General features: G+C 54.1%; 10 protein-coding genes. 3 read left to right on the top strand and 7 right to left on the bottom strand.

What is annotated here, in order from left to right; translation table 11 throughout:
• Nucleotides 1–53 precede the first annotated feature (53 nt).
• Complete coding sequence (locus ACFO9Q_RS21710) at nt 54–1,370, bottom strand: deoxyguanosinetriphosphate triphosphohydrolase family protein (RefSeq protein WP_379185677.1); 1,317 nt, start codon at nt 1,368–1,370, stop codon at nt 54–56.
• A gap of 180 nt (nt 1,371–1,550) precedes the next feature.
• Between ACFO9Q_RS21710 and cls the strand changes: the two genes are divergently transcribed.
• Nucleotides 1,551–3,005, top strand: coding sequence for a cardiolipin synthase (gene cls / locus ACFO9Q_RS21705; protein ID WP_379185676.1), 1,455 nt, complete (start codon nt 1,551–1,553; stop codon nt 3,003–3,005).
• Nucleotides 3,006–3,012: 7 nt separating this feature from the next.
• Here the strand turns inward: cls and ACFO9Q_RS21700 are convergent, their stop codons facing one another.
• From ACFO9Q_RS21700 to ACFO9Q_RS21675, 6 genes are all read right to left on the bottom strand, one after another.
• Nucleotides 3,013–3,279 (bottom strand): hypothetical protein, encoded by a 267-nt coding sequence (locus ACFO9Q_RS21700; protein WP_379185675.1) that lies wholly within the window; start codon nt 3,277–3,279, stop codon nt 3,013–3,015.
• A gap of 159 nt (nt 3,280–3,438) precedes the next feature.
• Nucleotides 3,439–3,795, bottom strand: a complete 357-nt coding sequence (locus ACFO9Q_RS21695; RefSeq protein ID WP_379185674.1) for a hypothetical protein — start codon at nt 3,793–3,795, stop codon at nt 3,439–3,441.
• A 154-nt stretch (nt 3,796–3,949) separates the two neighbouring features.
• A complete protein-coding gene (locus ACFO9Q_RS21690; protein WP_379185713.1) occupies nt 3,950–5,317 on the bottom strand; it encodes an ammonium transporter in 1,368 nt (455 codons plus the stop codon).
• Nucleotides 5,318–5,513: 196 nt separating this feature from the next.
• Nucleotides 5,514–6,191: a hypothetical protein gene (locus ACFO9Q_RS21685; RefSeq protein ID WP_379185673.1), complete on the bottom strand. Its 678-nt coding sequence runs from the start codon at nt 6,189–6,191 to the stop codon at nt 5,514–5,516.
• Nucleotides 6,191–8,140, bottom strand: a complete 1,950-nt coding sequence (locus ACFO9Q_RS21680; protein ID WP_379185672.1) for a primary-amine oxidase — start codon at nt 8,138–8,140, stop codon at nt 6,191–6,193. The genes ACFO9Q_RS21685 and ACFO9Q_RS21680 overlap by 1 nt, the downstream gene beginning before the upstream one ends.
• A 148-nt stretch (nt 8,141–8,288) precedes the next feature.
• Nucleotides 8,289–9,062: an IclR family transcriptional regulator gene (locus ACFO9Q_RS21675; RefSeq protein WP_379185671.1), complete on the bottom strand. Its 774-nt coding sequence runs from the start codon at nt 9,060–9,062 to the stop codon at nt 8,289–8,291.
• Between the two features lie 284 nt (nt 9,063–9,346).
• Here ACFO9Q_RS21675 and ACFO9Q_RS21670 point away from each other — a divergent pair, with 284 nt between their 5' ends.
• The gene (locus tag ACFO9Q_RS21670) at nt 9,347–9,592 is read left to right on the top strand and encodes a hypothetical protein (protein ID WP_379185670.1); all 246 of its coding nucleotides are present in this window, start codon (nt 9,347–9,349) and stop codon (nt 9,590–9,592) included.
• Between the two features lie 306 nt (nt 9,593–9,898).
• Nucleotides 9,899–14,017, top strand: coding sequence for a bifunctional 2',3'-cyclic-nucleotide 2'-phosphodiesterase/3'-nucleotidase (locus ACFO9Q_RS21665; protein ID WP_379185669.1), 4,119 nt, complete (start codon nt 9,899–9,901; stop codon nt 14,015–14,017).
• Nucleotides 14,018–14,281 lie beyond the last annotated feature (264 nt).

The raw sequence follows: 14,281 nt of genomic DNA, 5'->3' as shown, positions 1-14,281 counted from the left end.
AAGGGGCCGCCCAGCAGGGCAATAGCGCCAGATTTTGGTGCTACAGCGCCCCCTTAGTCCATCCCGTAGATGGACCCGGACTTGCTGGCGTACAGCTCGGCGTATACCTTCTCGGCGTAGCCGTCGGTCATGCCGGACAGGTAGTCCGCGACGAAGCGCGGCCAGCTCCACTTGCCCTGCTGGTGCTCGTAGCTCTCGATCCAGTCGGGCGGGATAATGAGCCGCCCATGCTCGGGATCCGAGTAGCTGTCCCACAGCCGGCGAATCATAATCTCGCTGCGCATCTGCAGCCGCTGCACGCGGAAGTCCTTAATAAGCGTCACCCAAGCGAGCTTCTTCAGAATCTCCATCGTCCGCAGCAGCTCGAGGTCCTGAGCGCCGTCGCGGACGAAGGTGACCTTACGCCAATTGCGAGCCGTGTCCTCGATTATGCCCACTCTGCCCGCGAACACACTTACCCAGCGAGCCTTCATCTCCCGCCTCGTCCGCGAGATCTCATGGCCGCAGTTGCGATACAGCTCCTCCCACTGATCGAGATAGGACGCCAGCACCCGCTTCACCATCGCCGGAATATCGACCTCATCCCAGCATACATCCGAGTTGCCGTCATCATTCAGAATCTCCTGAACCAGATGCTCAACAAGCCGCGTATCTTCGAAAAAAGTTCGATTCATCTGAATCTTCCCCGCCCGAATGCCATCCTCAATATCATGAGTGGAATAGGCGATGTCATCGCATAAGTCCATCAGCTGTGTCTCCAGCGTAGAGCAGCCGGGCGCCAGCTGCCACAGATCCCGTAAGTGTCCAATCGCTTCCCACTCCGAGCCATACACGCCTTTTAACCGACCCGGCTCATCCATTGAATATGGATACTTGTTAATGGCGAGCAGGACAGCAGCGGTGAGATCCAGGCCGCTGTCGCTTCCGGCACGCTTCTCCAGGAACATCAATATTCGAAAATTCTGCGCATTCCCCTCATAAGCAAGCCCATGTCCCTCCATAAGCAGGTGGTTGAGCACTTCCTCACCCTTATGCCCGAAGGGAGGATGACCGAGGTCATGCGCCAGGGACGCAATCTCTACGACCGCAGGGTCCAACACCAAGGCAGGATGCTCCCTTAGAGCAAGGAAGGGATATTGCTTATTCAGCCGCCGCGCGACCTCTCTGGCAATCTGAGACACCTCCAGAGAGTGAGTCAATCTCGTCCGGTAATAGTCGCCAGACCCAGCGCCGAATACTTGTGACTTGCCCTGCAGCCTCCGGAACGCAGGAGACTGAATGAGCCGCGCATAATCCCGTTCATATTCATCACGCTCCTCGCTGAAGGTGCTAAGAGCAGGTTCGTCCAATCGAAGCTTTCGCAGATCCATCGCTGTCCCTCCATCCTGATCACTCGCATCGCAAGCCGTTTTTTACGAGCATTGTAGCATATTCGCCCTACCCAGCGACAGCGGCACATGCCCGGCCTGTGCAGAACTCCTTGAATATCCACGGTGCATGGAGTATGATCGCATCATTACATATATCTGACATTTCTGAGGTGTTCACTCATGAGTATCCTGCAAGATGCAGGCTTCCTGATTACGATTCTGAATATTTTCCTAGCGATTACGGTCATCTTCCTCGAACGCCGGAGTGTCGCGACTACCTGGGCATGGATTATGGTCCTCTTCTTCATCCCGATTGCGGGGTTCGTCCTCTATCTCATCTTCGGCCAGAAGATCCGGCGGCGCAAGCTGAACAAGCTGCTCGGCTCGACCCAGCGCATTATTGAAGAGACGGTGGACAAGCAGAAGCATCAGCTCATGCGTCACGAACTGGCCTTCAACGATCCTTCCATGGAAGGGTATCGGGATATGATCTATATGAATCTTCGGACCAGTTATGCCCTCTATACGCAGAATAATTCAGTCGCCATCTTCACCGATGGCCCTACGAAGTTCGATGCCTTGTTCCGAGATATTGAGGCAGCTACCCATCATATCCATCTTGTCTATTACATCGTGCGCAATGACGACCTCGGCCGCAGGCTCGTCCAGGCTCTGACCGCGAAGGCGAAGGAGGGGGTAGAGGTGCGCTTCTTGTTCGACCATATTGGCAGCTTCATGCTGCCGAGCAAGTTCTTCAATGAGCTGAAGGCAGCGGGGGGCAAGGTGCAAGCCTTCTTCCCTTCCCGTATTCCGTATCTGAATCTGAAGCTGAACTACCGGAATCATCGCAAGCTGGTCATTCTCGATGGAGGGGTCGGATACATCGGGGGCTTCAACGTCGGTAATGAATATCTGGGGCTGAACAAGAGCTTCGGCGCATGGCGGGACACCCATCTTCGGATGCAGGGCCACGCGGTGCAGCAGCTTCAGGCGCAGTTCTTCATGGACTGGAATTTGGCATCGGCGGAGCGGAGTGAGCTGGGTCGGAGTTATTTTCCAAGGGGGGAAGAGGAAGAAGCGAGTGGTGCGATTGGGGTGCAGGTCGTGGCGAGCGGACCGGATACGGAAGCTCAACAGATTAAGGCCGCCTATATCAAAATGATTCATTCCGCTAAGCACAGCGTCTATCTTCAGACACCGTACTTCGTACCTGACGAGAGCCTGATGGACGCGATGCTCATTGCCGCGCAATCCGGGGTCGATGTTCGCATCATGCTCCCTGACAAGCCGGACCACTTCTTCGTCTACTGGGCTACTCAATCGTATATTGGGGAGCTGCTGGCCGGCGGGGTGCGCGTCTATAGGTATGAGAGGGGCTTCCTGCATGCGAAGACGCTCGTCATTGATGGCAAGATTGCTTCGGTCGGCACGGCGAATCTGGACATCCGCAGCTTCAAGCTGAACTTCGAGATGAATGCGTTCCTGTACGATACGGCAACCGCTGAGCAGCTGCAGCGCATCTTCGCGGAGGATATGGCCAGCAGCTATGAGCTGACGATGAGCATGTATGCAACTCGGCCGTACTTGAATCGCTTCAAGGAGTCGGTGTCCCGGCTGCTGTCACCGATTCTGTAGAGCAGCTTTATATCCAGATCACAAAGGTATAGATGACAATCGCTGTGATTATAACTTTGCTAATTACTGAGAAAAAACCTCGATTAGGCACACCCATAACCTTCTCCAATCGCCCGTGAAGGTAGCTGAAACCAACTAACCCGAGAATAATGAGAAAATACTGAGCTGCTCCTTGATTAATTTCATGAAGGACAAAGTAGATATGAGCAGCTCCTGAATATCCAATTACTAAAGTTACAAGCAGATACATCCATCCTATACGGGTTGGGGACATGGTCTCAGCTCCTCTGATTTATGGACATCTCAATTAGCTCCTTATCAATCTGTCGAACAAGAGTAATAATGGATTTCAATCAGTACGTCCACGCGTTTATGAGATGAGGGTAGCTCTCCCAATCGTTCTGAGGAGTGTCTAGTTTATTTGGATTGAAGGTCAATCCTTGCTGCGATTCTGCACGACAAAGCTGCCTGCCATAAATATCGTGGAGTAAATCAGATATCTAAATGTAATCTGATTGAAGGTATAGTGACGGTCTCCTGCATGAAAGAGAAGCTCGGAAACCGTGGCAATGGCTAAGGTAGTAAGGATGATCCACACGTAATACTTACGCAGTCTCCTCTCCAGACTTACATATGACCAAATCAAAATGACTGGCATAATAATTAGGTTTCTATAAAGTGAATCGTAACCTAGAGTAGAAACCACTTGATCGGACAGGAAGAAAAGCAAAGCAAATAACACGGTAGGCATGATGGAGTCCTTCTCTGCCTTGAGTTTTCTAAGTTCCATAGGTAGCCTCCTAATATCTTGTAAGAATAGCATGAAAGTGGAGGTGGCGTTAGATCTAACTAAGGAAATGCTCCATTGGTCCTACATAGGAAGAGCCCTCGCAGCTTCCGCAGCAAGGGCTCTCAAACTGTATGGCAACTACATCTCCTTCAAATCAGCCCTTCTCCGAAGCAGCGGTCAGGCCGCCGGGATATACAGCTCCGGCATCCGATGCCTGGTACACGGGCTGCCCGCTCGGGCTGCCGGAGTTGTAGGCGGACTCGCCATGAAGCGAGATGTCGAGGCCAGTAATCTCCGTGTCCTTGTCTACGCGGAGCGGGATGACGAGGCTAATCAGCTTAAGCAGGACGAAGGTGCCGACGGCTGCTAATGCGATAGCTACTAATACATCGAGCGCCTGTATAGCGAGCTGGCCGGGGTTGCCATACAGCAAGCCGTCCTTGCCAGCTGCATTGACGCCTGTCGTAGCGAAGAGGCCTGTAGCGAGAGCGCCCCAGATGCCGCCAAGACCGTGGATGCCGAACACATCCAGCGTGTCGTCATACTTGAACTTGGCCTTCAGGAAGTTGACGCCGAAGTAGCAGACGAAGGAGGCAGCGCCGCCGATGAAGAGGGCGGAGGGCACGGTCACGAAGCCTGCACCTGGTGTAATCGCAACTAGTCCGCTGATGACACCAGTAACGCTGCCGACAAGGGTCGGCTTCCTGCGAAGCGCCCACTCAATCGCAGCCCAAGCGAGACCGCCTGCCGCGCCGGCTACATGTGTCGTTGCATAAGCGAGTGTCGCAAGTCCGCCCGAAGCTAGCGCGCTGCCTCCGTTGAAGCCGAACCAGCCGAACCAGAGCGACATGCCGCCAATGAAGAAGAGAATGAGGTTATGCTGAGGAACCGGCTTATTCGGTTCATACCCTGCGCGAGGTCCAATCATCATCGCTGCGACCAACGCACTGACACCCGAGAGGATATGAACGACCGTGCCGCCTGCGAAGTCCAGACCGCCCAGCTGCGAGAGCCAACCTCCGCCCCACGTCCAGTGTGCCATTGGAGCATAGACGAGCGTCACCCAGAGCACCGAGAAGAGCACCCAAGCCGAGAATCGAATTCGCTCCGCTGCCGCGCCGGAGATGAGAGCGACCGTAATCGCTGCGAACAGCAGCTGGAAGATGGCGAACACCAGATGAGGAATGGTGAGTGTGCCGAATGCTTCCTGCCCAACCCCCTCGAACCAGAGGTAATCCAGCCCGCCAATCCAGCCTCCTACATCCGTGCCGAAGGCAAGCGTATACCCCCACAGCACCCACACGACGCTAACGACGAGCAGACTGCTCAGGCTGTACATCATCGTAGACAGCACGTTCCGCTCGCTGACCATCCCTCCATAGAACAGGGCCAATCCCGGCACGAACATGAACAGCACGATCGCACAAGAGATAAGCAGCCAAGTCGTATCCCCTGTGTCGATCGCCGCAGCCGCTTCATCCGCCCCGAATGCGGTAAGTGGGAAAAGAAGCAATGCCAGCATGGCAAGCAGAGCTATTAACGCCTTCATTTTGACAGACCTGAGGCCAGCCCCGCTTCGGGACTGGCTTGTTGTGGCGCTTTTGCTAACAACACCTCTTAGATGAACTTCTTCATTCGCATACCTGCGAACCGCACTTCCGCTTCCCCAGTAGTCCCTCATTGACCATCCGCCTCCATTATCTCATCTCTCTCAAGACCTATAACAATGCCGCTCCCGACAGTATGCCAATGCCGAGCGACAGGGTGGATGTGACTCTGCACAGCACAGTGTGGATACCGGGCTGCTTCATTCGCCAAGCCTTCCACATGAGGAGGCTGGCATAGACGATGGCTGCTCCGTTCAGGATGAACAGCCCGAGAGGGAGACATTGCAGCCAGGTACTCGTAAGCGAGCTAGACTCTTCGGCATAGTCACTGCTATTAGTAGAGCTACCCTGTGTCGCAGATGCGCTGTTCCCGGTTGCTGCTCCTTCGTAGGTACCGTCAACGTAATAGCTGCCTGAGCTGCCTTCGACATGGATGCCGATTCCGATGCTGCCCGCTGCAACGCCGTCTCGGCTGCCGCCTTCCGCCACACTGTTCCCAGCTACCGCACCGCTCCCAGCTCCTGCACCCCCAGCACTCCCTTCCTGCATTACCATCCCCGGATGATGATGATGGCCCTGCATCCCAATCCCGCTCATCCCCATACTGCTCATACCGAGCAGAGCGGGAATGAGCAGCATATGAATACCATGCACGAGCACCGTGAGCAGGAGGGGGATCGCCGCTTGCAGCGTCAGCTTCTTGCTGCCTACTCTCCCGCTAATCGCACCCGGAGCTTCGCGGTCCGAGCGCCATTCCGCCGTCTCGGCCGCTCCGGCCACCCCCTCCATCAGCCGTGGCCCTCACTGGACCCCGAACAGCAGGCCGTAGCCGCCTTCTTCGTCGATACCGGCAGGTCGATCGCAGGGGACTGAGTGAAGAACCCGACCGGCTTCAGGTGGAAGCCCGTATAGCCCGCCGGCATAACCGGCCAATCCTCTGGCCGCGGAATGTGGTTGTGCCCCATTGTGTACCAGACGACGATGTCCGTGTTGGCCACGGAGCGGTCGGCCGACGTCCACTTCTCCAGGCCGTCCCCGCCAGCGCTCTGGTTCGGATAATCCCCGGCCGCGAACATCTCGCTCTCGTCGTAAGGCGTCACCCATAGGTGATGCTTAATGAAGCCGGCACGCTTCATGAGGCTGGACTCGGGCGAGGCGAATGGGAAGCAATTTTCACCCGGAACGATCTTGTACCCCACCGACTGCCCCATCCGATTCTTCACGTTATCATTGACGAACTTCCAGTAGCGCGCCGACTCCAGCTTCAGGTCCCGAATCGCTTCCTGCTCGCTCGCGAGCAGCGTCGACTTCGCCATGAAGGCGTTGCTCATCGGATTGTCCGGTCCGAGCGGAGCTGCTACCGTATCCACCTCATAGACCGAATTGTCCGTTCCGTCGATCTGCAGATCGAGCCTTACGTTGAAGAAGTGCTGATGGTTCGGGGCGTATAATTCGGGGGTAATCATCGTGCCATAGAGCGGCTGCTCGCCTTCCGCCAGCCCGCCAACCGACAGGATGCCCGTCAGCTTAACCTGGAACTCAATGTTGCCATCCTGGTACAGGTACCAGAAGAAGCCGTACTCGTAATTAGCGACCGTCGAGATCGAAGACACCACCAGCCTGCGCGAGCGCCGCACCTCGACCTCATTCGTCCGCCAGTCGGTGTGCTTCCACATAATTCCATAATCTTCTTCGTGCATGCAGATTGCATTCTTGATGATGACAGGATCACCCTTGCTATTCGTTAGCGCCGCATCGAAGTACCGAATGTATCCGACGCAGTCGCACCCGAGCTCCAGCGAATTCGCCAATTGCCCAATGCCATACTCCCCGCTGTCAAAAGCATTCTTCCGGTTCTGCGTCGGACCCGGATCACCGTAAGGCACCACCATCTCGGATAGGGAGGCGCGGTAGAGGATAGGGCGCTGGCGGCCTTCGTCTTCATAACTCACCGTGTGGAGGACGAGACCCTCCCGCGAATTGAAGCCGATGCGGAAGTTCCACTTCTGCCAGCTGACTTCGTGACCGTTCACCTCGAAGCTCGGCCCTTCGGGCTGCGTAATCTCCACCGGCTTCAGACCGGCTCGCTTCTCCGTCACGCGCTCAGCCGTGTAGTTGGCCGGCTCACTCGCAATGACCGCATAAGGATACTTCTCCACGCGGAGCACTTCCTTGCTGTTCAGATCGACGATTGGCACCAGGCCGAGCGGGCGGGCATAACCGTTGTCAGCCGGATCGCTTCGCAGGAAGCAGAGCGGTCTGGCTAGCCGCCGAGTCTGCTCCTCCTCGCTGCCGAAGTTGCCTGCCGACCAGCAGTCGACCATGACGAGGCTAATATCTTCTATTCCCAGCTCCGTCAGAGCTTCAAGGAACAGAGGGCTTGCCTTCACCGCCGCTTCGCATTCGGCATGCTCTTCGAGCAAGAAGGTCGGCTGCACGCCGGGCACATGCTTCCAAGAGACGACCGACTCGTTAGTTATGGAGACGATCGCTTCATAACAAGCGTTATCCGCATTATTGAGAATGACGATCGCGGCTTCCCGCTCGATTGGCCTCCTCGTGCTGCTGCTGTAGGCGAGTACCTCTGCCTTCCGAGGTTCGCGAAGCATGACGGAGATGAATCGATCGGAGGAGGTCAGCTTCTGCTGGTCCTTAAGTGTGCTTACAGCAAGGGCAATCTCGGCCGCAGACAGCGGCTCCAAGGGGTGCTTAACGGTGCTGGCGACTCTCATATTCATCCGGAATTCTCTCCCTCTCACCTTATATTCACGGTCATCACTGCTTGGCGATGCCGCGGTGTGATATTACTTCACATTATAAGGACAGATCCCGGCAATAGAATGGCCACATCCCGAATAGTGAGAAGATTCAGAAATTAATATTCAGCTAGTTACTCACCCGATATCGGTCCCGATAGCCAAGCTCCTTAGAAATCAGGTCAGCATACTTGCGCACATAGTAGCTGTACTTCTGGATGTGATCAGGCGTGAAGCGCATCTCCGGCCCAGCTACGTTAATGGATCCAATGACGGTGCTCTCGTAGGAGAAAATAGGTGCAGCAATGCCCGTTGTTCCTTCGGTAGCCTCTCCAGTCGTGACCGAGTATCCTTGTGCGCGTATCTGTTCCAGGTCGGTCTTAATCTCTTCGTAGCATAGCGGCTTAAGCGACGGTGTCTTGCTCCAGTTGACCGGCTTCAGCAGCTGATCTTGGATCTTCTGCGGGAGATAGGCGAGGATGACGCGGTTGGAGGCGCCGATGTAGAGGGGGAGGCGAAGGCCGATCGGTTCGGAGATCTTCAGAATCTGCGGAGAGTCAATGGAGTCAATATAGACCCCTTCATCGTTCTCGCGTGTGGCGAGGTAGACTGTCTCCTTCGTATTGGCTGACAGCTCCTGCATGTAGGGTCGCGCGACGGAGCGCAGCATGAGGCTATCCCACATGAGGAAGCCGTACTTCATGAGCGAGAGGCCGAGCTTATACTTCTTCGACTTCGTATTCTGCGAGACGAACCCGTGGCTGCACAAGGACGAGAGGATGCGGTGAACGCTCTGCACCGGCATGTCCAGCTCCTTGCTGATCTCCGTAACGCTAAGCTCCTTCTCCATCCCATGCGGGACGAGCAGATCTAGGATGTGGATGGCTTTTGATATGACCGACATCGGCCGACACCTCCGCTACAGATACGTACGTGTTAACTTATATGACATAGTATATGGGATATGCCTGCAGTGGCATAGAGGATTTTCCCGATAGGTGGGATGTGGGGTGTAAAGGGTAGAATTGCTGAGCATGTAAGATAACCTTTGGCTAAGTTCAATGTCCTTCTAGTTTAGTTGTTGGCTCTCTCTTGTAACTTGACCATATAGTGGGTAAAATATCCAATTAGTAAGCTATCTCTCATTCTAAAACTGTATGGATTTACAGTGAAGGGGTACAAACAAAAATGAAATCTATCGTACATGCTCTATTATTTTCGTTAGTAATTCATCTATTGGTGATAGGTGTTGGGTATACATATCTTGAATATCAACGCAGGGGGAAATTCGAACAGGGCTTCTACGCATCAGAATACGGTTTACAAGCTGCAGGGGGGTCTTTAACAGTAACTCTTATTATTACTTTTGTTGCACTGGCGACACTTTATTTAGTTGGCAGATGGATTATTAAGCTTATAAACTTCATAAAATAGTCCATTCATTGTCTTTCAGAACTATTCTGCAAGGTACTTAATTCCCCAGTCCCATTTCCCTCCTAGTAAAGTCCTATCTTGCGTGAGATAAGTTGACAAAGCCACCTCCGGTGCTATAGTTCTAAATACGTTTCTATGAACTCTACCATCATGTAGTCGGTGGTTTGTCATTAGATTTCAGAATTTTCACGCAGATTTACAATACCTTCATCCAATCACCCGCTAGAATTGACATTAACTCTCTATACTTAGAGCTTGTCCGACAGAACGATGACTTCAGGAACAAGAAAGGTGGAATACACTCCGATGAGTAGAACGAAGAGAATGAACAAGAGGAAGACGGCCATCTCGGCTGCAGCGGCAAGCGCCCTACTCTTGCAAAGCCTGCTAGGCTTCGGCCCCATCTCCAGTACGCCTGAAGCTGCCGCAGCAGTAACAAGCACGGTCAAGCTCAGACTGATGGAGACGACGGATGTTCATACGAGCCTCATGGATTATGATTATTATAAAGACACAAAGGCGCTGAACGTGGGTCTAGTGAAGACTGCAACTCTAGTGAAGCAAGCTAGAGAGGAAGCGAAGAACACCGTCCTTATTGATAACGGAGATCTCATTCAAGGTACTCCACTCGGCACTTATATGGCGAAGGTGGATGGGCTGAAGGCTGCAGGCAGCATTCATCCCGTCTACAAGGCTATGAATCTGATGGGCTATGACGTCGCTACTTACGGCAATCATGAATTCAACTACGGCCTGGACTTCCTGGACCGCGCGACGGCAGGAGCCAAGTTCCCGTACGTGAATGCCAATATCTATAAGGATGACAACGATAGCAATCCTAACAATGACGTGAATAAGTACAAGCCTTATCTGCTGATGGATAAGAAGGTGAAGGATGAGAACGGTCAGGACCAGACGATTCAGATTGGTATCCTCGGACTCGTAACTCCGCAGATTATGGAGTGGGACAAGGCGCATCTGGATGGGAAGGTTATTACCAAGGACATCGCGGCAACGGCCAAGAAGTTCGTCCCTGAGATGGAGAAGGCGGGTGCGGATATCATCGTCGCAGTGGCGCATACCGGATTCGACAAGAGTGCGAAGGCAGACACCCTAGCTGAGAATGCTGTCCTGCCGCTCAGCGAAGTAGACGGCATTGATGCCATCACATTCTCGCATACACACAAGGTATTTCCTGCTGCGAGTGAGACAACTCTCGACCTCTCCTTCAAGGACAGCAGCGGCAAGCCGCTTCCTGGCATCGACAATGCCAAGGGCACGATTAACGGAGTAGCCGCGGTGCAGGCTGGCTTCGGTGGTGCGAACCTTGGCCTGATTGACCTGACCGTGGTTGGGTCAGGCTCTGACTGGAGCGTATCGGATTCCCAGTCCTCGACGAAGGCGATCTACGACAGTGTGACCAAGACGTCTCTCGTCGAGGCGGATCCTGCGGTTGTGAAGGCCGTAGCATCTGAGCATGCGAGCACAATCAAGTATGCGAACGAAGGAATTGGGGAGACGACTGCTCCTATATATAGTTATTTTGCACTTGTGCAGGATGACCCATCCATTCAGATCGTGACGAATGCACAGAAGTGGTATGTAGAGAACTATGTGAAGACGAACGTACCGAAGTACAAGGATCTGCCGATCTTGTCTGTAGGAGCGCCGTTCAAGGCTGGCCGTAATGGACCATCGGAGTATACGGATATTGCCAAGGGACCTATTGCGATAAAAGGTGCAAGCGACTTGTACCTGTATGACAATACGCTGAAGGCAATCAAGGTGACGGGTGCTACCGTGAAGGAATGGCTCGAGATGTCAGCTGGTGCGTTCAACCAGATTGATGCAGCGAAGACAAGCGAGCAGCCGCTGCTCAATCCTGCCTTCGCCGTGTATAACTATGACGTCATTGACGGGGTGACGTACCAGATTGACGTGACGAAGCCGGCGAAGTATAAGGCTGACGGTACGGTGAATGACGCGGCTTCCAGTCGAATCGTGAACCATCAGTTCGGCGGCAAGGCAATCGATCCGAAGCAGGAGTTCATTGTCGTGAGCAACAACTACCGCGTGAGCGGCGGCGGCAACTTCCCAGGCGTGAAGGGCTCCGAGCTGGTCGTTGACTCCGCGGATGAGAACCGTCAGGTGCTCATGGACTATATCGCGCAGCAGAAGACCATTAATCCTGGTGCCGACGACAACTGGTCATTCGCTCCGGTTAGCGGATCGGCGAATGTGACGTTCACAAGTGCGCCGGCGGGGGAGAAGTACCTCAACCTGTCGCCGCGCATCAAGTCCACGGGCAAGACAGATGACAAAGGCTTCGCGGTCTACTCGCTCAGCCTGAAGCCGGCTAACACCGTGAATGTTCAGATTCTTGGCATCAACGACTTCCATGGACAGTTAGACACCACGTCCAACTTCGGTGCGGGCAATGTCGGCGGTGCGGCATATCTGGCCACTTATCTCATGCAGCGCGAAGCAGAGAACCCGAATACGCTGCTTGTCCATAATGGTGACTCCGTAGGAGCAAGCGCTCCTGTATCGTCTATGGAGCGGGACAAGCCAACGATTGAATACTTGAATCTGCTGAAGTTCGATGTCGGTTCCATCGGGAATCACGAGTTCGACTATGGACTCGGTGCACTGAGAGCGCAGCTGGAGGGCGGCAAGGATCCCTTGAAGCCTGAGGTTGTGCATGATGGCGCGGACTTCCCGCATGTGAATGCCAATGCAGTGGATGCCGACACCGGCAAGCCGTTGTTCAAGCCTTATGTGGTGAAGGAAGTTGGCGGCGTGAAGGTTGGCTTCATCGGCGTCGTGACGATGGCGACGGTGTCGAAGGTATCTCCGGCTTCGCTGAAGGGTGTGAAGCTGGTGGAGCAGGCGCCAGTCGTTAACGCGGCGGTGAAGGAACTGCAAGCCCAAGGCGTGAAGGCCATTGTCGTGCTCGCGCATGACCCGGCTAGTGTGAACGCAACGACGGGCGCAGCTACCGGTGAAGCCATAGACCTCGCGAATGCGGTGGACGACGAAGTCGACGTTATCTTCGCTGGGGACAATCATGCCAAGGTGAATACGACCGTGGACAACAAGCTGATTGTGCAAGCTTACTCCTACGGAACGGCGTTCGCTGACATTGAGCTGCAGGTGGACAAGGATACCGGCGATATTGTACGCAAGTCGGCCGATATCGTCGACGTGAAGCAGGAAGGCGTGAAGCCGAATGCTGAGGTGGAAGCGCTCGTGAACAAGTACTTGGACAAGTTCCCGGTGCTTAAGCAGCCAGTCGGCACAACGAAGGCAGCCATCCTTCGCGAGAATGCCTACAATGAAGAGAATGCGCTCGGCAATCTGATTGCCGATGCGATGAAGGACAACATGAAGACAGATTTCTCCTTCATGAACCCGGGCGGGATCCGCAATGATCTTCCGAAGGGCGACGTCAAGTTCTCGGACTTGGCGAAGATCCAGCCTTTTGGCAACACGCTTGTGAAGATGACCTTGACTGGTGCGCAAGTGCGCACGCTGCTCCAGCAGCAGTGGGCGGTCAAGGCAGATGGGACGCCGGATACGAAGACGCTGCAGATTAGCGGGCTGAAGTACACGGCGGACTTCAATAAGCCTGTGGAAGAGCGTGTGACGGCACTAACCAAGGAAGACGGTACGAAGATTGAGGATTCGGCCAAGTATACGGTAGTCGTGAACAACTTCATGGCTGCCGGCGGTGATAACTACAAGGTGCTGACGCAAGGCACCGATGTGGAGATCTCTACGGTGAACGACCTGGATGCCTTCTACAACTATATTGTGAAGACGTTCAAGGGCGGAGAGATTACCTCTTCACTGCATGGTCGTGTTACGAATATTCCGGCAGATGTGAAGTCCTTCGAGGATGTTAGTGAGAAGTACTGGGCATACGGTGTTATTCGCGAGCTTGTGAAGCGCGGTGTTGTGCAGGGCGTGAGTGAGACGAAGTATGCACCTGAGCGGGATGTCACACGTGCTGAGTTCGCTGCTCTGCTGGCGAAGTACCTTAAGCTGAAGCCGGCTGCTGCGCCAGCGCCGTTCAGCGACGTAGCAGTTGGCAGCTGGTACGCTTCGGTGGTAGCATCCGTCTATGAAGCGGGCATCGTGGAAGGCAAGAGCGAGGAGTCGTTCGAACCATCTGCTCCGATCAGCCGTGAGGAGATTGCGGTCATGATGACCCGCGTGTACGAAGAGGTGCTTGGCAAGACGGCCTCTCCGGCAGCTATTACCTTCTCCGACCTCGGCGAGATTAGCTCGTGGGCGAAGGAAGCGGTGGAGCTCAGCGTGGGTGCCGGCCTCATGAAGGGGCGATCTGAATCGCTGTTCGTTCCTGCTGGTCTTGCAACCCGTGCGGAAGCTGCTCAGGTCATCCATAACCTTATTGAAAAATAAATAATGGCTAAGTAACCATAGGAAGGTTCTGTTGCAGAAGGTGAAGTTGCCTATCCTGCAGAGGGCCTTCCTTTTTGGTGTGTTCATCGGTCGCAACTTAATTTATTTCTATACGTCTTATTAGTGGAGTTATTTGGAAGTTAGCTTTTACTGCGGAGGGACATTGAATGGTTGTATTTTTCTTTAGTGCGTTATTTCTCGTTCCGATATTCAGCTTTGTATTCATTGTCGTACTACTCAAAGCCATAGAGAACATTGTTCGCA

The sequence above is a fragment of the Paenibacillus sp. GCM10023252 genome (assembly GCF_042653305.1).
Classification (GTDB): Bacteria; Bacillota; Bacilli; order Paenibacillales; family Paenibacillaceae; genus Pristimantibacillus.
This window is presented reverse-complemented; position numbering and strand designations above follow the sequence as displayed.

Bases quoted from the DNA above. Each gene is read 5' to 3' on its own strand.
- ACFO9Q_RS21710 (WP_379185677.1), bottom strand. From the start codon at position 1,370: ATGGATCTGCGAAAGCTTCGATTGGACGAACCTGCTCTTAGCACCTTC.
- cls (WP_379185676.1), top strand. From the start codon at position 1,551: ATGAGTATCCTGCAAGATGCAGGCTTCCTGATTACGATTCTGAATATT.
- ACFO9Q_RS21700 (WP_379185675.1), bottom strand. From the start codon at position 3,279: ATGTCCCCAACCCGTATAGGATGGATGTATCTGCTTGTAACTTTAGTA.
- ACFO9Q_RS21695 (WP_379185674.1), bottom strand. From the start codon at position 3,795: ATGGAACTTAGAAAACTCAAGGCAGAGAAGGACTCCATCATGCCTACC.
- ACFO9Q_RS21690 (WP_379185713.1), bottom strand. From the start codon at position 5,317: ATGCTGGCATTGCTTCTTTTCCCACTTACCGCATTCGGGGCGGATGAA.
- ACFO9Q_RS21685 (WP_379185673.1), bottom strand. From the start codon at position 6,191: ATGGAGGGGGTGGCCGGAGCGGCCGAGACGGCGGAATGGCGCTCGGAC.
- ACFO9Q_RS21680 (WP_379185672.1), bottom strand. From the start codon at position 8,140: ATGAATATGAGAGTCGCCAGCACCGTTAAGCACCCCTTGGAGCCGCTG.
- ACFO9Q_RS21675 (WP_379185671.1), bottom strand. From the start codon at position 9,062: ATGTCGGTCATATCAAAAGCCATCCACATCCTAGATCTGCTCGTCCCG.
- ACFO9Q_RS21670 (WP_379185670.1), top strand. From the start codon at position 9,347: ATGAAATCTATCGTACATGCTCTATTATTTTCGTTAGTAATTCATCTA.
- ACFO9Q_RS21665 (WP_379185669.1), top strand. From the start codon at position 9,899: ATGAGTAGAACGAAGAGAATGAACAAGAGGAAGACGGCCATCTCGGCT.